At 68.7% G+C, this 22,719-nt stretch carries 18 protein-coding genes, 1 tRNA gene and 2 pseudogenes; 6 read left to right on the top strand and 15 right to left on the bottom strand.

Features of this window, described 5'->3' with window-relative positions:
• Positions 1–543: 543 nt before the first annotated feature.
• Positions 544–1,338, bottom strand: a complete 795-nt coding sequence (locus ABT352_RS05940) for an HAD family hydrolase (RefSeq protein ID WP_350942829.1) — start codon at positions 1,336–1,338, stop codon at positions 544–546.
• A 682-nt stretch (positions 1,339–2,020) separates the two neighbouring features.
• Here ABT352_RS05940 and ABT352_RS05935 point away from each other — a divergent pair.
• Positions 2,021–2,668: a hypothetical protein gene (locus ABT352_RS05935; RefSeq protein WP_350942827.1), complete on the top strand. Its 648-nt coding sequence runs from the start codon at positions 2,021–2,023 to the stop codon at positions 2,666–2,668.
• 226 nt (positions 2,669–2,894) lie between these two features.
• On the opposite strand, the gene ABT352_RS05930 is transcribed toward ABT352_RS05935, so the two are convergent.
• Positions 2,895–3,470 (bottom strand): DUF4265 domain-containing protein, encoded by a 576-nt coding sequence (locus tag ABT352_RS05930; protein WP_350942826.1) that lies wholly within the window; start codon positions 3,468–3,470, stop codon positions 2,895–2,897.
• A gap of 28 nt (positions 3,471–3,498) precedes the next feature.
• Here ABT352_RS05930 and ABT352_RS05925 point away from each other — a divergent pair.
• Positions 3,499–3,750 (top strand): annotated as a pseudogene (locus tag ABT352_RS05925) (hypothetical protein); the annotation flags it as partial.
• A 52-nt stretch (positions 3,751–3,802) separates the two neighbouring features.
• Here the strand turns inward: ABT352_RS05925 and ABT352_RS05920 are convergent.
• Both ABT352_RS05920 and ABT352_RS05915 read right to left on the bottom strand, forming a co-directional pair.
• Positions 3,803–4,363, bottom strand: a complete 561-nt coding sequence (locus tag ABT352_RS05920) for a GNAT family N-acetyltransferase (RefSeq protein WP_350942825.1) — start codon at positions 4,361–4,363, stop codon at positions 3,803–3,805.
• A 797-nt stretch (positions 4,364–5,160) separates the two neighbouring features.
• A tRNA-Tyr gene (locus ABT352_RS05915) sits at positions 5,161–5,245 on the bottom strand.
• A gap of 491 nt (positions 5,246–5,736) precedes the next feature.
• On the opposite strand from ABT352_RS05915, the gene ABT352_RS05910 reads away from it, so the two are divergent.
• The 3 genes from ABT352_RS05910 to ABT352_RS05900 all read left to right on the top strand — a co-directional run bounded on the left by ABT352_RS05910 (position 5,737) and on the right by ABT352_RS05900 (position 8,453).
• Positions 5,737–6,231: a YajQ family cyclic di-GMP-binding protein gene (locus ABT352_RS05910; RefSeq protein WP_350942824.1), complete on the top strand. Its 495-nt coding sequence runs from the start codon at positions 5,737–5,739 to the stop codon at positions 6,229–6,231.
• Between the two features lie 351 nt (positions 6,232–6,582).
• Positions 6,583–7,158: a pyridoxamine 5'-phosphate oxidase family protein gene (locus ABT352_RS05905; RefSeq protein WP_350942823.1), complete on the top strand. Its 576-nt coding sequence runs from the start codon at positions 6,583–6,585 to the stop codon at positions 7,156–7,158.
• A gap of 416 nt (positions 7,159–7,574) precedes the next feature.
• Entirely contained in the window at positions 7,575–8,453 is an 879-nt protein-coding gene (locus tag ABT352_RS05900) for a WD40 repeat domain-containing protein (protein WP_350942822.1), read from the top strand.
• Positions 8,454–8,513: 60 nt separating this feature from the next.
• Here the strand turns inward: ABT352_RS05900 and htpX are convergent, their stop codons facing one another.
• The 7 genes and pseudogenes from htpX to ABT352_RS05865 form a co-directional block, all read right to left on the bottom strand.
• Positions 8,514–9,365, bottom strand: coding sequence for a zinc metalloprotease HtpX (gene htpX / locus ABT352_RS05895; RefSeq protein ID WP_350942820.1), 852 nt, complete (start codon positions 9,363–9,365; stop codon positions 8,514–8,516).
• Between the two features lie 73 nt (positions 9,366–9,438).
• Positions 9,439–11,202, bottom strand: coding sequence for an NADH-quinone oxidoreductase subunit N (locus ABT352_RS05890; protein WP_350942819.1), 1,764 nt, complete (start codon positions 11,200–11,202; stop codon positions 9,439–9,441).
• Positions 11,199–13,007, bottom strand: a complete 1,809-nt coding sequence (locus ABT352_RS05885; protein ID WP_350942817.1) for a complex I subunit 4 family protein — start codon at positions 13,005–13,007, stop codon at positions 11,199–11,201. Before ABT352_RS05885 ends, ABT352_RS05890 begins: the two co-directional genes overlap by 4 nt.
• A gap of 162 nt (positions 13,008–13,169) precedes the next feature.
• The gene (locus ABT352_RS05880) at positions 13,170–15,323 is read right to left on the bottom strand and encodes an NADH-quinone oxidoreductase subunit 5 family protein (RefSeq protein ID WP_350942816.1); all 2,154 of its coding nucleotides are present in this window, start codon (positions 15,321–15,323) and stop codon (positions 13,170–13,172) included.
• Positions 15,324–15,493: 170 nt separating this feature from the next.
• Positions 15,494–15,775, bottom strand: a pseudogene (gene nuoK, locus ABT352_RS05875) (NADH-quinone oxidoreductase subunit NuoK); the annotation flags it as partial.
• A 1-nt stretch (position 15,776) separates the two neighbouring features.
• A complete protein-coding gene (locus tag ABT352_RS05870) occupies positions 15,777–16,313 on the bottom strand; it encodes an NADH-quinone oxidoreductase subunit J family protein (protein ID WP_350942814.1) in 537 nt (178 codons plus the stop codon).
• A complete protein-coding gene (locus ABT352_RS05865) occupies positions 16,310–16,975 on the bottom strand; it encodes a NuoI/complex I 23 kDa subunit family protein (RefSeq protein WP_350942813.1) in 666 nt (221 codons plus the stop codon). Before ABT352_RS05865 ends, ABT352_RS05870 begins: the two co-directional genes overlap by 4 nt.
• Before the next feature lie 254 nt (positions 16,976–17,229).
• Here ABT352_RS05865 and ABT352_RS05860 point away from each other — a divergent pair, with 254 nt between their 5' ends.
• The gene (locus ABT352_RS05860; protein ID WP_350942812.1) at positions 17,230–18,813 is read left to right on the top strand and encodes a serine/threonine-protein kinase; all 1,584 of its coding nucleotides are present in this window, start codon (positions 17,230–17,232) and stop codon (positions 18,811–18,813) included.
• A gap of 365 nt (positions 18,814–19,178) precedes the next feature.
• Here ABT352_RS05860 and ABT352_RS05855 read toward each other — a convergent pair whose 3' ends face one another.
• The 4 genes from ABT352_RS05855 to ABT352_RS05840 form a co-directional block, all read right to left on the bottom strand.
• On the bottom strand, positions 19,179–20,117 hold the full coding sequence (locus tag ABT352_RS05855) for a hypothetical protein (protein ID WP_350942811.1): 939 nt from the start codon (positions 20,115–20,117) through the stop codon (positions 19,179–19,181).
• A gap of 130 nt (positions 20,118–20,247) precedes the next feature.
• Positions 20,248–21,210, bottom strand: a complete 963-nt coding sequence (nuoH, locus tag ABT352_RS05850) for an NADH-quinone oxidoreductase subunit NuoH (RefSeq protein WP_502992800.1) — start codon at positions 21,208–21,210, stop codon at positions 20,248–20,250.
• Between the two features lie 234 nt (positions 21,211–21,444).
• Positions 21,445–22,221, bottom strand: coding sequence for an NADH-quinone oxidoreductase subunit C (locus tag ABT352_RS05845; protein ID WP_350943556.1), 777 nt, complete (start codon positions 22,219–22,221; stop codon positions 21,445–21,447).
• Positions 22,214–22,711, bottom strand: coding sequence for an NADH-quinone oxidoreductase subunit B (locus ABT352_RS05840; RefSeq protein WP_502992799.1), 498 nt, complete (start codon positions 22,709–22,711; stop codon positions 22,214–22,216). Before ABT352_RS05840 ends, ABT352_RS05845 begins: the two co-directional genes overlap by 8 nt.
• Between the last annotated feature and the right edge of the window lie 8 nt (positions 22,712–22,719).

The following is a 22,719-nucleotide window of genomic DNA, read 5'->3' as shown; positions in this document are numbered from 1 at the left end:
GAGAGGCGTCAAGGCAGGCACTGAACTTATTTCTCAATCGCCACGTGCACATTTTTACGGCCAAACGTACGCGGTCGATATCCTTTCGATCCCACGGCCGTTCCCGGAAGACTTTTTTACGTTCTCATAATTTTCTTTCCATATGGCCCTTGCGTTTTTTCGGTCTCGATGACGGTTCTCTCCGGCGTCGGCGTGACTCTGATCCGGCACCCGCCGCACATCCTCGAACAGGTCCGGCGAGTCGGCGGGAAACCGAGGCCGACGAGACCACGGTGATCGCCACGCCGCGCCACAGCCACGGATGGGCCGCTCGCCCTGCCACGGCACCTTCTCGCGCAGCGGGTCCTTCCGTGATCCGCGCAGGCCGATCACGGGGTTGGTGATGACCTCGAGCCCAGGACCCGTCGTCCAGGTCACGCAGCCAGTACGGGCCCGGTCCGGCCCGAACCCGTCGATCGCCATCGGCCGCCGCCGGCCGAGCCACGCTTCACCATGGGCGGCATGGTGCCGGTTTCGCCACGGGTGGCATGGTGCCGACAGAGCTCAGCCGGTGAGCGCGGCCGGGAGTTCGGCGAGGGACTGGATGACTCGAATGCCGCTACCGATGACCGTGTCGGCGCTGACGTTCGCCCGGTCGAGCCAGTAGGCGTGCAGCCCTGCCTCGTGGGCTCCCACCGCGTCCAACGCGTACTTGTCACCGACGTAGGCCACCTCATGCGGCTGGAGGCCGAGGGAAGCGCAGCCGGCGACGAAGATGCTCGACGCGGGCTTGGCCACGCCGTGCTGCTCGGAGCACACAAGCGTGTCGCCGAAGTAGGGCAGAAGGCCAAGGACGTCGAGCTTGTGACGCTGGTGATCGGCGGATGAGTTGGAGACGACGCCGAGGCGGTAGTCGGGTGCGAGTTTCCTGAGGACCGGCTCGGCGTCGGGGAACGCCGCCCAGGCGGCCCTGCGGTGAGCCTGGTATCCGGCGAACCACGCGGAGGCCTCCTGGTCCGACAGACCGGCATGCGTGATCTGCCCGAGGTGGGAGAGGAATTCCCTGGTGCGTTCGAGCTGCTGTTCGGTGAAGGTGAGCTCGCCGTTCAGAAAGCGGGCGTACTGCCTCTCCATGACATCCCGCCAGAGCGCGAGCGCCGTGGTGGAGTCGGGGAACCTCTCAAGCAGTCCTTCGGCCCGCAGGTGGGTGAGCACGCCTACTTCTTCCGAGGTCGAGTAGTCGAACAGGGTGTCGTCCACGTCGAAAAGCACACCCTGGATCGGCATGAGGTCGCCCCTTCTGGTCCTGGTGTTGCCGGGTTCCGCCACGCCGAGCATTCCACCGCTGTACGCGTCCATCGGCCACCTCGCCGAGGCCGTGCGCCTGCTGATCAATGCACCGCCCCTGATGTTCAACGTCGTTGCTGCCACCACGGCCACTCGGGCGAGGCATGCGGGTCCGGCGATGTTCGGGCGAGAAATCGTCTGTCGATGGGCAAGACCAGAGCGTACAGATACGGCTCGGCCCAACGCGGCAAGGCGATGAGTGCCTGTTCGAGCCGCTGGCGTGGCGCGTCTCCGCACTCGGGACACATGCACCGGGGTCCGATCCGGTCGACGGTGCCGGGAACGACTGCCTGCGTCCAGGCCAGCAGTGCCTCAGCAACCGTTCCGGGCCGCATCCGGGTGTGCTCCAGCGCAATCACCGCAGCCATGGGGCGACGTCCGAGACCGGGAACCTGATGAATCGAAGCTCTGTGGGTTCCGCACACCGATTCTCGTGCGCGAACCTCCGAAGGCCGCCTACGAGGCATGGCCCTTTCTGATCGATGTCATGGCGTCGATGATCGCACACTGAATCGTCCCGAGTTCGATGGAGACTCTGGTGTGCCCTTGGTCCGCTCGACTTGTTCCGGGTCGACGGCAGACGGGATGAACAGGCCCCTACCCCAGCCACTGACAGGCCAGCGATGATGAGCACGCCCTCGATGGTCATCCCGGAGTCGGAGCGCCCCCGCCGAAGGCGTTGTAACGTCGCCAAGTGGATCTCTACCTCGCCGATGTCCCTCCGGGGCTCACTCGTAGGGCACGCAACTTTGTCCAGGTTCACGGCCAACGGGTGGACTTCCTAAAGGTTGATCAGTACCGGGATAGTTGGCTCTCGTCGGGCATCCCGGAACATGAGATCGATCGGGTCGCGGAGTATGCCGCTCGCTGGGGTGGGCTTCTGCTTCCTCCGGCGCCGCATTACGACGGTGGTCCTCGGGTCCTGTGTCCGGATACCCCAGAAGGTTCACCGGCTGAAGGTTGGTGGTTCGAGGCCGGTGTGCAGCGGACGGCGGTTCCCTATTCATTCATGATCGGCCCTAGTGGTGAGTTCGGTGTCCTGGGTGATCGTTGGGTGCCGCTGCACGCGACGGTCGAGGGCTGGGTGGAATCGGTGGCCCTGGCCTATCACGCGGCTATGTACGCCAAGAGGATCGTGAAGGTTACGGCTGACGAGGTCGAAGCGATCCGACTCGAAGGTCATGAGCCTGTGCAAGAGGTTGCAGGACTGGCAGATACCTGGTGGAGGGGACCGGATTCGTTGGTAGCCATCTACAGAGGAGAGGCGGAGTGCCTGTCTGCCCCTGTGTGCCGGATCGCGTTCGTCTATACGGGCCTGGACCGCTGGGGTCTGCATGGTTGAGATTCACCGTGGTGGTGAGCGCACGTAATCCGTTTTAGGGCGGCGGTGCGGCCCCAGGACGGCGACCAAGGAGTGGGTACGGCGAGTGTGTGATGCGGCGGGCGGCCCGCGGTCCCGCCGCCGTTCGGGACCGGTTCCTACGCCGCACGCCCGGACGGTGAGGTGGGCGGCGGGACCGCGCTGCCGCCTTGATACCCAGGTGTCAACGATGTCCGTCAGTTTTAGATCAAGCGTTGCGCCAGGCATCGGTGACACAGGAAGCCTCGAAGTGCCACCAACCATCTTCCTCACCACGAATCAGTAGAGCCTTTATCTGGCCGAGTTCGGCGTCGGGCGGCACGTTGAAGGCAACCAGCGGTAGTTCCTTGCTGAAGACCTCTCCGCCCAGACCGAACGGCGCCAACCGCTCGTGCACGGCCTGGGCACTTGGTCCGAGTGGACCGCTGGGAACGGCCAGGACCCGCACGGTACAGCTTCCCGACGCCTCCGCACGTTCCTTGGCCCAGTGGAGTCCCTCGGCATCGGTAGCGAATCGCACGACATCTCCCATGGCCACCCCCTCCTGCAGAAAGGGGACGTTTTCCAGACAGGCGGTGTCCTCGCCAAGCCGCGTGGCCCAGAGTCCTTCGGTGCTGTAGGGAAGCCCCCCTTCTCGCGGCACGAACCGGAACCAGACCTTGATCCGGTTGTCCTCGGTGGTGTCGTGCTCCGGTGAAGTCGTGGAGGCCATGACCGACATGATCGCGCATTCTTCTCGGGCATCGAGCCCTGCCAAGACGCCCGAGGAGACGAACCAGAACACCGGTTAACCTCTCCTCCACCACCACTACGCCCGTGACGGACACCTGGTGACCTCCTTCAGCCCCTCCGAGCCGGAGTTGTGCTTCGGCGACGACCCGTACGCGCTCGATCACCTGATGGACGTCCGACGCTTCCAGATCAGCGCTGACGACGTCTTCGAGGATCGCGTGGACCCGAAGAGCGTCAACTCGGCCTTGGCGCTGATCGGACGCTTTACGAAAACCGATGTCGCCACCGACTGGTTCGAAGCACGGTACTCCTGCATCAGACCCACCTCCTGACGGCCTGGGAAGTACCTGAAACCCTGGGGGTCCGCTGTGTTGGATGCTGTGATCAGACTCGGAACATGGACAAGGGCGCCATGCAGAGGGTCTGCTCAGCGCCGAACTTCTCGAACGTGCTGATGGGGCAGAAGCCAAGGCGGGCGGCGAGTTTCAGAGATCGCTTGTTCGCGGTCTGGGTCACGAGCAAGACCGGCTGGTCGGGGAGTTCGTCAGCCGCAGCGCGCAACGCGGCTGTTGCGGCCTCGAATGCGAACCCCGCGCCCCATGCACTGCGCCGCAGTACATAGCCCAGCTCCAGTTCCTCGCCATCCTCGGTGACATGCCCGGGGCCATCGGTCGACCGGCGGGCGAGCATCAATGTCCCGATAAGTCGGTTCGTCGTGTTGTCCGCGATGACGTAATTGCCGGGCCTGGATGTCGCGTTGGCGATTGCTGCATCGAAGCGCTGCTCGACGTCATTCCGAGGCTGGGGACCACCGATGTATGCCTGAACCTCGGGGTCGGTCGAGAGCTCGATGAATCCTTCACGGTCGGCATCGTGTAACACACTGCGCAGCAGGAGTCGTTCCGAAAGGACCTCCGTGGCAGATAGCGTGCGCAAGGGGCTCATAGGCCCGTGATCATAGAACAGACCCTTGCACTCGTCTGCGCCTATGGCGTCGATCGCGACCTGTTCGGCACCCGCTACGCCGCAAGTCCGGCCAACTGCGCCGACCTCCTCGAATCCGCTGTTCTGCCCACTGTCGAGCCGTCACATGATCACCATTCGGCCAGACGATGTCGCCACCATGCGGCTGACATCGACGAGCGTCCGTCGTCTGCCCTTGGATCAGGCAGGGTCCGGTCGCGGAACTTCGTGTCCAGAGGCTCCACGATTCGCCGGAGCTCAGATCGAGCGAACGAAGGCAGGGCGTGAAGGGCTTTTTCCAGGAGGTCACGGGCTTCTAGGGGGTCGCAACACGGCAACCCGTTCGGACGGAGGTAGAGGTACCGGCCAGGGTGCCGGAGAAATTCCGCGTACTGGTCCGAGGCGTCGACCAGGGCGTTCAACCACAGACGCTCGGCTTCCAGCCGTCGTATCGCGGCATGGGTTTTACGAGAGATTCCAGGTATCTGCCTGGTCGGGGTGGGGTCGGATGATCGAGGGCACCCTGAACGCAGAGTGCCGGGCGGCCTACGCGGCACGGTTCCTTCGAGTCAGCATGCAGCCATCCTGTCACGTCTCAGCAGGCCGTCGAAAGGCCCATACCCGTCGCAGAGCCGCCGGAAAGCCCAGCGCGACCGGGGAAAGCACGGTCAAGATCATTCTATGCATATTGCATGGAGTGGTGACATGCGACTGCTTCCGGCTGCCTGTCCCGGAAACGCAAAAGAGGCCCCGGAGGGCCTCTGAGCTGCCAGTTTGGCTGGTGGCAGGTGCAGGACTTGAACCTGCGTAGGCTGAGCCGACGGTTTTACAGACCGCTCCCTTTGACCACTCGGGCAACCTGCCATGTCTTCCGCTTGCGGCGGCGACAGGAAGAAGAATAGCGGACTTCCGGGGGTGACGTGACATCGGCGGAGGGCACCTCCGGATACCCGCCCCTATCAGGACTTTTGTGCCTATACCGCTGCTCGGATCGGTGCCTTCTGGGGAAGAAGAGGCGCGAGAGGCGTCGCGGTGCCGGGGTGTGAGGAGGCCCGATGGGGGTGAAGGCCGAGGACGGGCAGGGGGCGCGAAGGGCTGAGGAGGAAAGACGCGCAGGGTGAGTGAGGGGCGGGAGGGGGGAGAGGGGAGATGAGACGCGCCGGGGTGGGAAGGACCCGTGGAGGACGGGTGAGGACACGCTGCCGCCTCGGCATCGGCGGGAGATGCTGGCTAGGCTGATCCGTTACGTACGCGTCTACCGAACCGGCTCGCGGACGTCGCCGTGATTCGCGGTCCGTGGTCTGCGGGAGCCGGGGAGTGATTCATAGTTCTGGCAGGTCAGAGGGGATTGTGCTTTGGCGGATTCATCGTTCGACATCGTTAGCAAGATCGACCACCAGGAGGCCGACAACGCGCTGAACCAGACGATCAAGGAGATCGGGCACCGATTCGACTTCAAGGGCACCGGCGCGGCCATCGCCTGGTCGGGTGGGCAGAAGGCCGTTGAGATCAAGGCCAACAGCGAGGAGCGCGCCAACGCGGTGCTCGACGTCTTCAAGGACAAGCTGATCAAGCGGGGGCTCTCCCTCAAGATCCTGGACGCGGACGAGCCCAAGCTGTCCGGCAAGGAGTACCGCCTGGTGGTGACCCTCAAGGAGGGCATCGACCAGGAGCACGCCAAGAAGATCTCGAAGATCATTCGCGATGAGGGGCCCAAGGGCGTCAAGGCTCAGATCCAGGGCGAGGAGCTTCGGGTGAGCTCGAAGAAGAGGGACGATCTGCAGGAGGTCATCGCCCTTCTCAAGGGTAAGGACCTGGAGATCGCCCTTCAGTTCTCGAACTATCGCTAGCGGATGAGCGGTCGCGACCCCGGCCTCCGGCTCCGGGATCCAGCCCGCCGCAGAAGGCGTATCCGGGCACACGGCCGGGGGCATACGCGCACGCGCATGCCTTCGCGTGTGCCCCGGCCGCTTCACCTTCCCGGTCCGTGAGCGGAGGTACGGCCTCTCGGCGAGGGAGAGGGCGGGGAAGGCGGGAGACGGGGCCGGGAGGCAGGGAAGGCGGGAAGAGCCGAGAGCGGGAGGGCGGGAGCGGGGAGCCCGAAGGAGAAGGGTTGTCCGTGGGCGAGAGGGCTCACCGGTTGGATACAGCTGTTGGACGCGGCGCCGACCGGCGAACGGCAAAGAACTATCGTCCTGTTCATGGGGAAAATTCACGACAGGATCAACGACCGGCTGCGTGAGTTCATCGGAGCGCAGCCGGTCTACTTCGTGGCCACGGCTCCCGAGAAGGGGGGTCATGTCAACATGTCCCCCAAGGGGTACGCCGACACCTTCGCCGTTCTCGACGACACCACCGTCGCCTACCTCGACCTGGACGGCAGCGGGGTGGAGACGATCGCGCACCTCCGCCAGAACGGCCGCATCACGGTCATGTTCTGCGCCTTCTCCGGCCCTCCCAACATCCTCCGCCTGTACGGCACCGGCCGGGTCGTCGTACCGGAGAGCCCCGACTTCGCAACACTGATCAAGAATTTCGGCCCGCATCCGGGTGTGCGATCGATCATCGTCGTCGACTGTGACCGGATCTCCGACTCCTGTGGCTTCTCGGTGCCATTCATGTCCTTCGAGGAGGACCGGACGCTGCTGGACGAGTGGGCGGGGCGCAGGGACGTCCAGCAGCGGCGCGCCCATCGGGCGCAGAAGAACCGCGAGAGCATCGACGGCATCCCCGGTCTCTCCGCGGAGGAGACCGACCCGGTCACGCATCACTCCTGAGACGACCTTCCCGGCCGGGACCGGCCCTCGCAGGGCCGGTCCGTTCGCCCCGCGGGGGAAGGGGTTTCCGCTCCTGCCTCGGCCGGATGACCTTTCCGATGGCATCGCCGACCGGAAGACGCCCCTTTCGGCGACACCACCGAACGGAAGCGGTCTCCGCTTCACGCCTTGGCCGACTCCCCCCGTACGGCGGCACCACCGGCCGGAAGGGATGTCCGCTCCACGCCTCGATCTGCTTCCCCGTACGGCGGCACCACCGATCGGAAAGGGTGTCCGCTTCGCGGCGAGGTCGGGTGACACTCGCGGCGGCACCGCCGACCGGCCTTCCCCGAGGCGTACAGTGAGCCCCGTACGTGACGGACGTCCCCCGCTGTCCGGAAAGACTCGGGAGGGCGCCAGTGGGGTTGTTCCGCCGCTTGAGTGTTTGCGTCGGTGCGGTCGCCGTGGTCATGGGAGCGGGCGGCCCGGCGGGGGCCGCGAGCGCGAGGCCGCCGGTCCGGTACGCGGGGCTCGACGGGTGTGTCTGCGCGCCGTGGAAACTCTGGGTACGCGGCGGCAAGGTGGTCGCCCTCCGCGACGCCCGGGTGTTCTCCGTGCGCGGGCAACGAGCACCGCTCGCCCTGTCGCCGAACGGCAGGTATGTCGCGTACTTCCAGTTGAGGGACGGGGCTCTGGTGGTGCGGGAGATGGCCACCGGCGAGGTGCGGGTGGTGCCGGGGGTGATGTGGTCGAACGGCATGCGCACGGCACGGGTCGAACTCTCCCCCGGTGGGCGGTACGCGGTGCTGGGCATCGGCGGGGACTATCAGATCCTGGACACCTACAGCGGGGAGGGTGTCCCGTTGCCGCCCGGACTGCGGCCGTGGAGTTTCAGTCCTGACGCGAGGTTCGTACTCGTGGTGGATGACATGTTCCAGGCGGGGATCTACTCGCTCTCGCCCTTCGCCGAGCGGGGGCGCGTTCCGGTGGGAGGGGCGCTCGGCCCGGGCGGCGAGGTCGTCGCTCACTTCACGGCCCGTGACGCGGGGATCCGCCTGTGGGACGTGTCCACCGGCGGTATCCCCAGGCGCGACCCCGTCGCCGTGCCCGTCGGCAGGACCCCGACCCGGATGCGCTGGAACGGCGCGGGCCGTCTCGACCTGCAGACGGTGATCCCGCGCAGGCTCAGGAAGGGAGGAGGTGCCCGCTACGCCTGGTATCGGGTCGATCAGGAGTCGGGCGGTACGGAGCGAATGGGGGGCTTCGTCGTGCCCGGATCCGTGCACAATCCGATCGTCACCGGGCTGACCCCCTGAGCCGCCCCGAACCGTGGAGGTTTCACGGGGGCGGGCAGGGGCTCAAGCGCGAGCGTGCGGTCAGCGGCGGTAGCCGGCCATGCGCTCCAGGCGGGCGACCCGCTCGGCGGTGGGCGGGTGGGTGGAGAACAGCCTGCCGATCCCGGCGCAGCGGAAGGGGTTGGCGATCATCAGGTGGGAGGCGGAGGCGATCCGGCTGTTCTCCGGGAGGGGCAGCTGACGGGTGCCCATCTCGATCTTTCTCAGTGCCGAGGCGAGGGCGAGCGGATCACCCGTCAACCGGGCACCGGACTCGTCCGCCTGGTATTCGCGGGAGCGGGAGATGGCCATCTGGATCATTCCGGCCGCGACCGGGCCGAGCACGATCATGAGGAGCGCGCCGATGAACCCGGGCCCCTCGTCGTCGTCACCGCCGCCGAAGAACAGCCCGACGTAGCCGAGGTAGGTGATCATGGTGGCGAGGGCGCCGGCCACCGACGAGATCAGGATGTCGCGGTTGTAGACGTGGGAGAGCTCGTGTCCGATGACCCCGCGCAGCTCGCGCTCGTCGAGCAACTGGGTGATCCCGTAGGTCACGCAGACCGCGGCGTTGCGTGGGTTGCGCCCCGTCGCGAAGGCGTTGGGCTGCATGGTCGGCGAGACGTAGAGCCGGGGCATGGGCTGGCGGGCCTCGGTGGAGAGCTCGCGCACGATCCGGTAGAGGACCGGTTGCTCGACCTCGCCCACGGGCCGGGCACGCATCGCGGACAGCGCGATGCGGTCGGAGAAGAAATAGGCGACGCCGTTGGTCGCCAGCGCGATCAGGACCGCGATCTGCACGCCGAGGCTGCCTCCGAGCCACGCCCCCGCCGCGATGATCACCGCGGACAATGCTCCGAGAAGGACCGCGGTACGCAGACCGTTGTGATGCACTACATCCCCCTCTCGGTTGATGCTGGTTCACCCGTGACAACGTCCCCGGCCAGGTCGAACGTTCCCGAACGGTTCAGCCCACGGCGATGAGGCCCGAGGGGACGAGGTCGAGGACGAGCTGCGGGGCGACCGAGAAGGCGATCGCGACGATCGCCGCCACCGCGATCGCCGCGGTCGCGGGTATCCATCCGGCACCGCGGCCATCCGTTCTCACGCCCCCCACCACGACATCTCCGGCCACAGCGCTTCCTGTCATGACACCCCCGGTCGCGGTGCCTCCCGCCACGGCGCTCCCCGTCGCGCCGCCTCCCGTCATGGCGCTCCCGGTCACCGAAACCGGAGTGAGGACCGGAACCGGAGTGAAGATCCGTACGACCCAGGCGACGTAATAGTAGAGGCCCACGACCGTGTTCACCGCCATCACGACGGCGAGCCAGCCACCGCCTCCGCCGAGGAGCTCCCGGAACACCACGATCTTGGCGAAGAGCCCGGCCAGCCCGGGGGGCAGGCCCGCCAGGCAGATGAGGAAGAAGGCGAGCGCCAGCCCGGCGGCCGGCCTCTGGAGCGCCAGGCCCCGGTAGTCGTCCAGCTCTCCCCCGCCCGACCGCCTCGGCACCAGCGTGACCACGGCGAACGCCCCGAGGTTCATCGCCGCGTAGAAGACCAGATAGGCGACCGAGGCGTTCATCGCCTCGTCGTTCCTGATGCCGAGGGGGGCGAGGATGTAGCCCGACTGGGCGACGGAGGACCAGGCGAGCAGTCGTACGGCGTGGCGTTGGCGCATGGCCAGGAGGTTGCCCACGGTCATGGTCAGCGCGGCGAGGATCGCGATCAGCGGGACCCAGGTGGCCCCCTGGCCGCCCAGGGCGACGACCAGGACGAGGATCAGCCCGGCGAACCCCGTCGCCTTGGAGACGACGGACAGCAGGGCCGCGACGGGGATGGGGGCACCCTGGTAGACGTCGCCCGCCCACGCGTGGAACGGCACCGCCGCGATCTTGAAGGCGAACCCGGCGATGACCAGGACCACGGCCACGGTGACCACGGCGGGCAGGTCGTAGCCGATCCGCAGCGAGGACTCGTAGGCGGTGCCGGCGCCTCCCGAGCCGGGTCCGAGACCGGTGGCGGCGGAGACGCCCTGCCGCAGGACGTGGGCGATGCGGTCGAGGTAGACGGTGCCGGTCGTCCCGTACAGCAGGGAGACCCCGAAGAGCATCACCGCCGTGGAGACCACGGAGACGAGGAAGAGCTTGACCGCCGCCTCTGAGCTTCGGCCGTCGTACCGCCTGAGCGCGGTGAGCGCGAACACCGGCAGCGAGACGAGCTCCAGAGCGACCACCAGCATGATCAGGTCACGGGAGGCGGGCAGGGCGACGGCGCCCGCCAGCGTGCAGAGCAGCAGGAAGTACCACTCTCCGACGGGGATGTCTCCCGAGGAGAGTTCGGTCGCCGAGAGCAGCACCACGACGATCCCGGCGAACAGTGCGAGCCCGGCGAAGACCAGCGTGAAGTCGTCGACCACGAACGAGCAGGGTGCCACGGCGGCCGTGGGCGCCGTCGGCTCGGTGACCGGGGGGACGATGGCCCCGATCGCCGCCTGGGGGGAGCCGAGCAGGCCCTCGGGCACGCAGAAGGTCCGCAGCGGGTCTCCGGCGCGTACGGCCTGCGAGATCACCACCGCGAGGGCGCCGATCACCCCGGCCAGCGTGACCGCGCCGAGTGCCGTCCGGACGTACGGCCTGCGGGGCAGGAAGGCGTCCAGGAGCAGCACGAGCCCGGCGGTGAGGGCGAGGACGAGGGGCGGTGCGACCGCGTAGTAGTCGATCGACTGGATCATGGCGCGCCCACCAGGGTCCGGACCACCGGATCGGTGAGCAGGAGGAGCGCCTTGGGCCAGAGGCCGAACAGCAGGATCAGCGCGATCAGCGGCACCCAGGCGGCCAGTTCGTAGCCCGTGACGTCGGGCATACGTGATCTGGTCGTGCTCGTCGTCCCCGAGGTCACCGCCGAGGCCGTCTCTGAAACCGTCCCCGCAACCGTTTCCGAAGTCGCCGCTGAGATCGCCCCCGGAGAGGAAGCGTCTCCCCCACCGCCTGTCGCCACGGGGATGCCCTCCTTCTCGTCGGCCTCGGGGGTGGGAGCGCCCTCTTCGCGGTCGTTCTCTCTGTGATCGGTCTCCTCACCGGTCGGGCCCGTGGAGGGGAGACCGCCCGTGGTGACTCCGGCCAGGACCGGGACGTGGACGGTCTCGGTGCTCCGGCCGTGGGTGACGCGGGAGAGCATGAGCAGGAAGTAGGCGGCGGTCAGCACGGTACCGAGACCTCCGAGGGCCATGAAGACCAGGTAGAGGGGGCGGGACAGGCCCGCGGCCGGTTCGAAGGCACCGAGGAGGGCGAGCATCTCGCCCCAGAAGCCCGCGAGTCCCGGCAACCCGAGCGAGGCGACGCAGGCGAAGGTGAGCAGGGAGGCGAGCCGGGGCAGGCGTGTCATCATGCCGCCGCCCAGAGCCGGCATGTCGGAGGTGCCGTAGCGCTCCTTGATCGCTCCTGCGACGAAGAACAGCAGGGCGGTGATCAGGCCGTGGGCGATGTTGCCGAACAGGGCGCCGTTGACTCCGGCCGGGGTGAGCGTGGCGAAGCCCAGGAGCACGAACCCCATGTGGCCGACCGAGGAGTAGGCGATCATCCTCTTGAGGTCGCGTTGGGCGAGACAGGCCAGCGAGCCGTAGACGATGCCGACCACCGCGAAGGCCCCGAGCCAGGGCGCCACCGCGACGGCGCCGTCGGGCAGGATCGGGATCGCGACGCGGGCGATGCCGTACGTGCCCATCTTGAGCAGCACACCCGCCAGGAGCACCGAACCGACGGTCGGTGCCTCGGTGTGCGCGTCGGGCAGCCAGGTGTGCAGCGGCCACATCGGGGCCTTGACCGCGAAACCGATGCCGACGGCGAGGAAGGCGAGGGTCTGCACCGAGGTGGACATGCCCGTCCCCCGTGCCTGCGCGAGGGCGGTCATGTCCAGGGTGCCGGTCTGCGACCAGATGAGCAGCAGGCCGAGCAGGAGGACCACCGAGCCGAGCAGGGTGTAGAGGATGAACTTGATCGCCGCCGCGCGGCGGGCACGCCCGCCCCAGACGGCGATCACGAAGTACATCGGGATGAGGACGACCTCGAAGAAGACGAAGAACAGCAGCAGGTCGAGCGCGAGGAACGTGCCGATCATGCCCACTTCGAGGACGAGCAGCGTGAACACCAGCGCCCGTGGCCGGTTGCCTCCCGGCCGCGGCGCCAGCAGCTGCCCGGGTCCTTCGGCGCTGCCCCGGCACAGGTAGACGAAGCACAGGAAGGTCAGCAGCGTGGTCAGCACGACCAGCGGCAGCGAGATCCCGTCCACGCCGAGGTGGAACCTGAGGTCGAGGCCGGGGATCCAGGCCAGGTCGGTCACGAACTGCGGCCGGGCGGCGTTTCCGTAGTCGAACGTGGCGGCGAGCAGCACCGACAGCGCGAACGTGAGCCCGGAGACGACCAGGCCGTGCACCCTGAGCAGCCGCCTCCTGGCCGCGACGTCCGCTCCGGGGAGTGCGAGCAGCGCGGCGGCCCCGGCGAGCGGCACGCCGAGGAGCGCGATCAGCAGCCAGCTCATGGCGTGACCACCTCACAGGGGCCGGGCACCGGGTCCGTCACCGTGACGGGCTTTGGGACCGGTGTCGGGGTCGGTCGCGGGGAGGGGGTCACCGGCGCATCACCGCCAGACGGATGAGGAGCAGCACCACGAGAGCGACGATGCCCCAGAACAGCAGAGAGATCATCTGAAAATCACCGCCCACGCCGCGATCAGGAGGACTCCGGCCAGCAGGCCGGTGATGTAGAGCTGGGCGTTGCCGTTCTGCATCAGGCGGACCAGTCTCGCCAGGCTCAGGGTCGCCTGGCCCGAGCCGCGCACGGCACCGTCCACCACACGGCTGTCGGTGCGGGCGACGAGGCTCGCGAAGAGCAGCGTGGGGCGGACGAAAAGCCTGGCGTACAGGGAGTCGACGTAGAAGGCGCGCTCGCACGGGGCTCTGAAGGGGCCGAGCAGGCGGGCCGGGTCGCGCATGGAGTCGGAGCGCCACGCCGCGTAGACCGCCCCCGCACCCAGCAGCGCCACCGCGAGACCGAGGGCGGCGGTGCCCCAGTGGACGTCGCCGACCCGGACGAGGCCGAGGAGCAGCGCCGGGACGGCCAGGACGAGGATGGGCACGCGCATGGTGGCCGGAGCCTCGTGAACGGCAGTGTGGGCGGCGGTGGGGACAACGGCATGGGCGGTGTGAGGCGTGCCCGGCGCGGGCTGGAGTTCGGGGAGGGTATGGGGCTGGGGGGCGCGCTGTCCGAAGAAGGTGCGCAGCCACGCCCGGGTGGCGTAGGCGCCGGTCACCGCGACCGTGGTGAGCGCGCAGCCGTAGAGCAGCAGGGCCGCGGCGCCGGTCAGTGTCCCGGAGGACGCCCCCGAGGACAGGGAACGCTCGATCGCCACCAGCACCTCGTCCTTGCTGAAGAAACCGCTCGCCGGGGGGAGGCCCACCAGGGCGGCGAAGCCGATCGTCGTCGCGGCGAAGGTGACCGGAAGATCCTTTCTCAGGCCTCCCATCGTGCTCATCAGGTTGGAGCCGACCGCGTGGATCACAGCACCGGCGCAGAGGAAGAGGAGTGCCTTGAAGGCGCCGTGGGTGATCAGGTGGAAGACCGCGGCGCTCCGGGACCCGGCGGCCAGGGCGCCGGCCATGTAGGCGAGCTGGCTGATCGTGGAGTAGGCGAGGACGCGTTTGAGGTCGTCTTGGGCGAGGGCCGCGAGGGCCGCGCCGAGCATTCCGACGGCGGCCAGGACCGCGAGGATGTCCAGGGTGGGTTGGGCGCCGAGGAAGGCCGGGTAGAGGCGGGCGACGACGAAGATGCCCGCGGCGACCATGGTGGCCGCGTGGATGAGGGCACTGATCGGTGTCGGTCCGGCCATCGCGTCGGGGAGCCAGACGTGCAGCGGCACCTGGGCGCTCTTTCCCGCGACCCCGGCCAGCAGCAGCATGGTGGCCGCGATGAGCGTGCCCGACGACATCTCGGGGACCTTCGCGATGACGTCGGCGATCCTGAAGCTGCCCGCCGCCGTCCCGAGAACGAAGATGCCGAACAGGAAGCCGACGTCGCCGATCCGGGTGACGAGGAACGCCTTGATCGCCGCTCGCGAGTTGGCCCGGTCTTCCCACCAGTGCCCGACCAGCAGGTAGGAGCACAGCCCCATGATCTCCCAGCCCACGTAGAGGACCAGGAGATCGGCCGCGTAGACGACGAGCAGCATGGCGCTGGTGAACAGGCTGATGAAGGAGCTGTAGGACGGGTAGCGCCGGTCACCGCGCATGTAGCCGACGGAGTAGACCTGCACGGCCAGCGCGACCACGCCGACGAGCACGGCGATCGACGCGGCGAGGCCGTCGACCAGCAGGCCGACCGAGATCGGCACCGAACCCGTCTCGATGACGGCGAACGTCGCGGTGACACCGTCGATCGCCCCCTGGGCCCCTGCCCCGGCCGGTGCGGGCGACTCGATCCCGCTCCCGCCCCCGCCTGCCGCCCAGGTGGCGTAGGCGAGCCAGATCGCCAGGGCCGCGGAGATCGCGGTGGGCACCACGGCGATCCAGGCGGCCCTGCGGTTGGCGTCGGTGTCGGGGGCGGGGTTGACCTCGGAGGTGGTGGGCGTGGAGGTGCCGGGCTTGGAGACAGTGGTCGTGGAAGCGTCGAATCCCGAGGCGACTTCCGAGTCGCCGGTCTCGGAAGTGCCGGGCTTGGAGATGCCGGGCTTGGGGGCGGTGCTGTCGCCGGCCTCCGGGGGCGTCACGCTTCGAGGACGCCGGGGGAAGCGGGAGCCGAGAAGCCCGACGGCCGCCGCGAGGAAGGGCAGGAGGATCACGAGCGAGGCGATGGTGATCATGGCGTGTCACCCTGCCCGGGGTCCGGCTCCCCGGCCGGGGCCGAGTCGGTCTTTCCGGCCGGGACAGGCGCGGTCTTTCCGGCCGGGACCGGATCGGTGGAGCCGGACAGGACGGGGTCGGGCGAGTCGGACAGGGCCGGGTCGGGCGAGTCGGACAGGGAGCGGAGGCGATCCAGGTCGACGGTCCGGCGGTTGCGGTAGAGCGCGAGGATGATCGCGAGGCCGAGGCCGACCTCGGCGGCGGCGATCACGATGACGAAGAGGGTGAGGACCTGCCCGCTGTGCAGCCGGTCGCGCAACCACACGTCGAAGGCGACCAGGTTGAGGTTGACGGCGTTGAGCATGAGCTCGACGGACATCAGCACGAGGATCGTGTTGCGGCGGGCGAGCACCCCGTACACGCCGATGGAGAACAGCAGTGCCGAGACGACCGCGGGATAGACGACGTGCACGTCAGTCCCTCCCTCGGATGTCGGTGCGTGACAGGACGATGGCGCCGATCAGGGCCGCGAGCAGCAGGACGGAGAGCGCCTCGAAGGGAAGCACCCAGTTGCGGAAGATGCTGGAACCGAGCTCGGCGGCCGAGCCGCCACCGGGCTCAAGCTGGATGTAGGCCATGCGGAAGCCGTCGACGACCACGGTGACCAGCACGGCCGCGGTGGCGATCGCCACGATCGCCGCGGCCGGACGGTTAGGGCTGTCGAGGTCGGCGCTTTTGCCGATCGGGGCGCGGGTGAGCATGATGCCGAACAGGAGAAGGACCACGATCGCGCCGACGTAGATCAGCACCTGGACCCAGGCGACGAACTCGGCGGTGAGAACCAGATAACACCCGGCCAGCGCGCCGAAGCAGACGACCAGCCACAGGGCCGCGTGGACGAGCTGCCTGGTGGTCACGACGAGCAGCGCCGACCCGACGGCCATCGCGCCCAGCAGAAGGAAGACGATCTCCTGCCCGGTCGGCGACAGGTAGGACGGCACCTCGGTCACCTCTCCTCCCCGGGCTCTCCACTCGGATCCGTGGGAGGAGTCTGCCCCGGCGCGGCCGTCGCCGGAGGCGCGTCGTCCCCGCCTGTGGATAACTTTTCGACGGACGACCCGCCTGTGGACGGATCGTTCTTCTTCGGCAGGGCCCCCGGCGGCCGGATCGCCCGGACGCTCGAAGCGGGTCTGGGAGAAGCGGCTCCGGAGGAGGTGGGCCGGGGGCGAACCGGGCGGGAGGCGGCCGCGAGCTCCTTCGGCGGATCGGCGTTGGGCTCGTGCGCCGGGGGCGGCGGGACGGTCTGCGCCCAGGCCGCGAGTTTGTCCTTCTCATGGAGAAGGTTACGGATGTCGCCGTCGGCGTACTCGAACTCCGGCGACCAGAACAGCGCGTCGAAGGGGCAGACCTCGATGCAGATCCCGCAGTACATGCACAGGGAGAAGTCGATCGCGAAGCGGTCGAGCATGTTGCGGGCCCGGGGGCGGCCGCCCTCCGGGGCCGGGAGGGTCTCCTTGTGGGAGTCGATGTAGATGCACCAGTCGGGGCACTCGCGGGCACAGAGCATGCACACCGTGCAGTTCTCCTCGACCAGCGCGATCACCCCCCTGCTCCTCGGGGGCAGCTCCGGCCGGACTTCGGGGTACTGCTGGGTCACCGACCTGCTCAGCATGTGGCGAAGGGTGACGGAAAGCCCCTTCGCCAATCCCACTCCTGGTATCCGTGCCACAACTCAACATCATGACGCACAGTGGGGCGCTCGGGAATGCGTGGAACCACGAGACCGTAATGACGGGGGAATCAGCGAGGGAACCGGGTTATCCACAGAAGTTATCCACAGACTGTGTGTTCGAGAACCGCCCTCCAATCGCCGACTCGCCACCGAAGCGTCTGCAGAGATCCGGAAAAAATCGTATTGTTCGCCCCATGTCCCACCAGTACGGGCCGGCCTGGCAGTCGCAACCACCGGCACGATCCAACACGGCGTGGAGCGTCGTGTGGACGCTGGTACCCCTGCTGACCTGCGGCATCGGGACGCCTTTCATCATCGGCCACGCCGCGCGCAAGCTGCGGAGCCCGTTACTGGCCTTCGCCGCCGCCTTCTACGGCCTCGGCGTCGGCATCTTTGTGACCGCCGCGGCCATCTACGGGAGTTCCGACGACATACCGATCGTGCTGGACACCGTCGCGACGATCGGTCTCGTCGGCAGCTGGCTCGGCGGGCTGGGCCACGCGCTGATCCTCAGGGGGTCGGTCTTCGCGCAGGGGCCCTCCCCCGCGTTCCATCCGGGGCCGTCGTCTCCCGGGTACGGCCACGTCCAGCGACCGCCCCGGCCGCCGTCGTACCAGACGGGTCCCACCGAGGTCTCGATGCTGCATCCGCCCGCGCAACGGCCGCAGCCGCGACTTCCCGAGCCGCCGCAGCACCACGGCGGGTACCGGCCGCAGCCACAACCCCGTCACGACGACCGGCCGCCCCGGTATGCGCCGCCCCAGCCCGCCCAGGGGCACTTCGTCCACGGCCAGCCCACCCACACCTCCCAGGACCGCTTCGCGCAGGGCGGGCCCGCGCACACCCCCCGGGACCGCTTCGCGCAGGGCCAGTCCACCCACGCCTCCCAGAGCCCACACGTCCCCTTCGCTCAGGGGCAGCCCACCCACACCTCCCAGAACCCGAACACCCCCTTCGCCCAGGCCGGGCCCACCTACCCCGCGCAGAACCGGAACACCCCCGCCCCTCAGGGCTGGCTGGGGCCGTACCGGCTCATCGGTCACCTGGGGAAGGGCGGCCAGGGAACGGTTCACCTCGCGCTGACCCCGCAGGGACAGAAAGTCGCGATCAAGGTGCTGCACGAGCACTTCACCGGCAACCAGGTGGTGAGGGAGCGGTTCCTGCGGGAGGTGGAGGCGACGCGCAGGGTGGCGACGTTCTCCACGGCGCGGGTGCTCGACGTGAACATCAACGAGGACCAGGCGTACGTCGTCAGCGAGTACGTGGAGGGCGACTCCCTGGAGCAGCTGGTCCGCGACAAGGGTCCGCGCGACGAGGACGGCCTGACCCGGCTCGCCCTCGCCACCGCGGGCGCGCTCGCCGCGATCCACCGGGCCGGCGTGGTGCACCGGGACTTCAAGCCGGCCAACGTGCTGATCGGCGCCGACGGCCCCCGCGTCATCGACTTCGGTATCGCCCGAGCCCTCGACCAGGTCACCTCGACGTCGGGCAACATCATGGGCACCCCCGCCTACATGTCGCCCGAGCAGCTCGCGGGCCGGACGATCGGCCCGGAGACCGACGTGTTCAGCTGGGCCGCGACCATGATCTTCGCCGCCTCGGGAAAGGCCGCCTTCGGGGAGGACACCATCCCCGCCATCCTGAACCGGGTGATCAACCATCATCCGGACCTGACGGCCCTGCCCCAGTCGCTGCGCCCGCTCGCCGCCGCCTGCCTGGACAAGGAGCCGGGCAACCGGCCCACGGCCTCCGACATCATGCTGCGGATCGTGCAGTAGTGGACCGCGACCACCGGGGCCCGCACCGAGCCGGGCGCGGAGAACCGCGCCCGGAGGGTCGTGCCGGGAAGGCGGCGCCCGGGAGGACCGTCCCCGGAAGACCGGGCCGGGGCACCGACCGTCTCTCGGAGACCGTGCCGGGACACCGGGAAGACCGCCTCTCGGGGGCCGTGCCGGAGAGGTGGCCACCGGAAAGGCCGTCCCCGGGAGACCGTGCCGGGGAAACCCCGCCGAGCTCGGCTCCGGAGAGCCGGTCAGATGACCGCGCAGAGCATTGATCGACATCGGATGCGGCCAGACCGATCCGTTGCGACCCGCGGTTCACCGATGGCCGGACATCGCCTGTTCCTTACCTGATCGGCGTTCTAGGGAACCGCGTCCTTCGCCCGCGCCGTCAGGTCCAGATACTCCTCGCGCGTCAGCCTGCGGATCGTGAGCTCCAGGCCGTTTCCCGTGGCGAAGCGCTCGACCTGCGTCTCGTCCCAGCGTCCCGGCAGGTGGAACAGCCCCCCGCCCACCAGCAGGCCGGTCTCCCCTGTCTCCACCGAGTACAGCAGGAGTTCGGACGCCTCAAGCTCGCGGGTCCTGCGCGCGGTCTCCAGCAGCAGGCGGCCGTGAACGGCCACCAGGCGGCAGTGCGGCTGGCCCTCGCGCCTGAGAACGCGTCCCTGGGCGGTCTGGTTGCGGGACCTGCGACGGCCGACCCCGACCACGACGACGGCCCCGACGACCGTCAGCGCGGCCAGCACGAGGGCGGCGACCCCGAGCGGCCCCATCCCCCGGGTGACGTCGGCCCGGGTCTCGGTCAGGTTGAGGAGCACGAGCGTCACGAAGACCGCACCGTAGGCGAGCACCGCCCACATGAGCACGTACAGCAGTTGCTCGCGCCACCACACCTTCGGCGAGCTCAGCGGCGGTCTGAGGCTTCTCACGCCGGGCACGCGCAGGCGCGGCAGGGGCGCGGGCGCCCGGCGCCAGGTCACCGCGCGCCATCTCGGCGACCGGCGGGCGAGCGCGACCCTGGCCTGCTGCGGGGTGTCGAAAGCCCTGAGTTCGAACTCCAGCCCGTTGTCCGCGGCGAACGTCTCCACCGCCCTCCTCGACCGGGAGCCCGGGGCCTCCAGCATGACCAGGCCGGACTCGTCGAGTATCGCCAGGCCGTATCTCGTCCTGCCCCTGCCGGGATATCCGAAGATCAGCAGTGTGCTCGCCCGGCCCTCCCCGGTGAGCGGCAGCCGCACCGGCGAATGTTCCGGCACATCGACGACCAGTTCATCCTTGTCCACGGCGAGCGCGAGGGTCATGCATTCCGTCCTTGGCAGGTGGTGTCACAGAGTGTAACTCCCTGCCCTGTGAGGAGACTTCGAACGTCAGATCATCCGGTAAAACGCCCCGGACGGCACGGAAAAGCTCGGGTGAATGGGACGAAAAGGTTCATCCTATGGCGATAGCGACGATTCCCGTCAGTGCGAGCTGGACGAGCGCCAGCGGCACCAGGACGACCCAGGCGAGCTTCTGCAGCTGGTCCTCACGGAGTCGGGGGTAGCTCACCCGGAGCCAGATGATCACGAAGACCAGCAGGAAGACCTTGAGGAGCATCCACACCGGCCCCGGCAGGAAGGGGCCGTGCCAGCCGCCGAGGAAGAGCACGCTGGTGAGCGCGGACACCACGATGATCCCCGCGTACTCGGACAGCATGAACAGGGCGAACCTCATGCCGGTGTACTCGGTCATCGGGCCCATGATGAGCTCGGAGTCGGCGATCGGCATGTCGAACGGCGGACGGCGCAGCTCGGCGAGCCCCGCGACGAAGAAGACGACGCCGCCGATCGCCTGCCAAGGCAGCCACCACCACTGCCAGGCCTCCACGATGCCCGGCAGGGAGAGCGTGCCCGCCGCCATCGCGACGCTGGAGGCCGCGAGGACCAGCGGCAGCTCGTACGCCATGAGCTGCGCGGCCGAGCGCATCCCGCCCAGGGCGGAGTACTTGTTGCCCGAGGACCATCCCGCCATGATCGAACCGAGCACGCCGACCCCCATGACGGCGAGGACGAAGAACAGCCCGGCGTCCAGGTCGACCCCGACCAGCCCGGGTCCGATCGGGATGACGACCATCGCGAGGAGATAGGGGACCAGTGCCACGCCGGGGGCGAGGGTGAAGACCCGGCGGTCGGCCGCGACCGGGATCACCTGCTCCTTCTGCATGAACTTGACCCCGTCGGCGATCAGCTGGGCCCAGCCGTGGAAGCCCCCGGCGTACATGGGGCCGAGGCGCGCCTGCATGTGCGCCATCACCTTGTGCTCCATCTGCCCGGCGACCAGCGGCAGCACCAGGAAGACCGCGACGATCACGACGAGCCGTACCACGACGTCGAGCACCTCGGCGATCACGGGCACCTCCGGTCCCTCGGGGAGACTCCCCGGCCACCACGGATCACGCGGGTCGCGCGGGCGCGAGACGGCCGGGCGGACCCGTCGCACGACAGCGGATCGGCCGCCCCTCCGCGCGGCATGCGCGGTATCCCGGGAGCGCGAGACGCCCGGGCAGGGCCGTCGCATGACAACAGCCTGGCCGATCCGTCGCGCGGCACGCGCGGTGTCTCGCGGGTGCGAGACGGCCTGCGGAGTGTCTCAGTCGTCACGCTCGCGCCCCCAGTCGGCGGGCACCCCCGGCGGGAGCGTCTTGCGACGGCTCGGCGAGCCGTGGCCGGACTCTCCCGGCTCCTTGGCACCCGGCCACGCCTTGGCGACCCGGGCGGCCAGTACGAAGTCCTTGCGCAGCGGGAAGCCCTCGAAGCCCTCGGGGAGCAGCAGCGGCACCAGGTTCGGGTGGCCCTCGAAGACGACGCCGAACATCTCGAAGGTCTCGCGCTCGTGCCAGTCGGCTCCGCGGAAGACGCCGACCGCGCTGGGCAGCCGGGGGTCGGCGCGTGAAACCCGGGTGCGCAGCAGCAGGTGGGCGCGCGAGACGGGGGCGAAGAGGTGGGCGACGACCGCGAAGGCGTCCGGCGGCTCGTCCACCGCGGTGAGCCAGTCGAAGAACTCGTAGCCCTCGGCCCTCGCGGACTCCAGCAGGCCGAGCCAGCCGTCGGGGTCCACGTCGACGGTGATCTGGCCGAAGGACTCCGACACCCGGGCGCCCTCGCCGTACGCGAAACCGAGCGCGGAACCGGACGCGGAACCGGACGCGGAACCGGACGCGGAACCGGACGCGGAACCGGACGCGGAACCGGACGCGGAACCGGACGCGGAACCGGACATGGAACCGGGCGCGGGTTTGGGGGCGGGCCCGGAGCCGGGTGAGGACGCCGGTGAGGAGCCGGGCGCGGAGCCGGATACGGAACCGGGCTCGGAGCCGGGCTCGGAGCCGGGGGTGGCGGGGGTCGGGGACTCGGGGAGGTCAGGCATAGCGATCACTCAGGTTCTCCGCGGCGATCTTCTCCTGGAGCATCATGATGCCGTGGAGCAGTGCCTCGGGCCGGGGAGGGCAGCCGGGGACGTAGACGTCGACCGGGATGATCTGGTCGACCCCCTTGGTCACGCAGTAGGAGTCCCAGTACGGGCCGCCGGAGTTGGAACAGGCTCCGAAGGAGATCACGTACTTCGGGTCGGGCATCTGCTCGTAGAGCCGCTTGACCGCGGGGGCCATCTTGTCGGTCACCGTGCCCGAGACGATCATCAGATCCGCCTGCCGGGGACCGTTCGCGAACGGGATGACCCCGAACCTGATGAAGTCGTGCCTGCTCATCGAGGTCGCGATGAACTCGATCGCGCAGCAGGCGAGACCGAAGTTGAACGCCCACAGTGAGTAACGGCGCCCCCAGTTGAGGATGAAGCGCATGGGCTTGGGGGCCAGACGCGAGACTGGCCCCACGGTGGGCATCGGGAGATCCGCCATGGCACGCA

The organism is Streptosporangium sp. NPDC000563 (assembly GCF_040299985.1).
Lineage (GTDB): Bacteria > Actinomycetota > Actinomycetes > Streptosporangiales > Streptosporangiaceae > Streptosporangium.
The sequence above is the reverse complement of the archived record's forward strand: the minus strand, read 5'-3'. Positions and strand labels throughout refer to the sequence as shown.